Source organism: Nocardioides sp. NPDC051685 (assembly GCF_044453405.1).
GTDB lineage: Bacteria > Actinomycetota > Actinomycetes > Propionibacteriales > Nocardioidaceae > Nocardioides.
Map to the genome: position 1 here is coordinate 1 of NZ_JBITCR010000032.1, position 1,416 is coordinate 1,416.

Here is a 1,416-nt window from a genome sequence, read left to right on the forward strand (position 1 = left end):
CCGGCTCCCTTCTGTTGTCAACCGGTCTGGCGTAGCGTCTTGTCTGCGGGTCCGGGAAGTGGCTGATCCGAAGTGTCGATGAGCAGGGGAAGGTCGGCCGCGCTGGATTCTTGAGACGCCCTGCAGTGCCCTCCCGGACCCGTGCCATCGCTCTGGAGCGCGGCTTGCTGGGCGTCCTCGAGGAGTTGGCGGTAGATCGCGTCGGAAATCCTGCGCTTTAAGCACCTGATCGCCTCGAGAGACTTCTTGCCCTCGGCTCGCTTGCGCAGGTAATAGGCGCGGCCGTCGGTGTTGAGCCGGATCTGGCTGATCGCGGCGATATGGATCATGTGGTTCATCCGCCGGTTCCCGGCTCGGGACAACCGGTGCCGGTTCTGCTCACCGGATGATGCATCGAGAGGCGCGGTGCCCGTCCAGGACGCGAACCGGTTGCGGTCGGCGAAGCGGGTGACATCGCCGACATCGGCCAGGACTCGAGCCGCTACGACGGGTCCGACGCCGGGAAGGTCCATCAGTCGGGAGCCGCGGGCCAGCACGATGGCTTTGAGTTCGGCGGTGGCTTTCTTGATCTTTGCCTCGACCGCGATCAGCTCGGCAAGCTCTTCAGCCGCGATCCGGCGACGGGTCTTCCCAGCGATGTCACGAGGTCGGACCGACGCCAGCATGCCCTTGGCCTGGGCGGTGGTGATGTCGCGTTTCGCCTGACCAGGTAGGAGTTCTGCGAGCAGAGCCTGGAGCCGGTCGACAGTCTGTACCCGACGCCGCGTGAGTGCTTCGCGTCGGTCGGTAAGCATCCGCAGCGCCTCAAGCTCGCCGTCGAGCTGCAGCACCCGCAGGGTTTTGGTGCGCACCGCTACCGCAGCCACCGCATGCGCGTCATGGGCGTCGGTCTTCCGGTTGTGACCGGTGTCGAAGAGCCGCACCCGCGCAGCGAGCTTCGCGGGGACGTCGACGACCTGCTCGCCGTCTTCGAGAAGCCGCTGCGCGAGTGGTCGGCCAGTGCCGTTGCTGCCTTCGACCGCCCAGACCCGGTCCGGCCACTTCTTGGCATAGGCCCGCATCCCGGCGTAGCCGGCGCGGTCGGTCGTGAACCGGCCCGACCCGAGCATCTGCTCGTGCCGGTTGACGACCTCGATCGTGGCCGAAAGCTTGTGTGGATCGACCCCGATGATCACGTGCTCCATGTGCTGCTCCCGCCTGTGCTCGTTCCCGTTGTGGACGGCGAGGTGGGCATTGCTACTACGAGCAGGGCAGTCCCTTCTTGAGCCACGCCTCGTCACGATGACCGGCGGGCCGCAGACCGGAAGAGAGCCACACCCGTTAGCCGGTGGGCAGCCGCATAGAGAGCTGCCCGCCGATCACCTGGACCGAGTCTGGCCAGACACCGATCCTGCAGTCGAGTGTCTAGTAGCCGCG

General features: G+C 66.3%; 1 protein-coding gene. It reads right to left on the minus strand.

Features of this window, described 5'->3' with window-relative positions; translation table 11 throughout:
- Positions 1-17: 17 nt before the first annotated feature.
- A complete protein-coding gene (locus tag ACIA03_RS30245) occupies positions 18-1,184 on the minus strand; it encodes an IS110 family transposase (RefSeq protein ID WP_141793736.1) in 1,167 nt (388 codons plus the stop codon).
- Between the last annotated feature and the right edge of the window lie 232 nt (positions 1,185-1,416).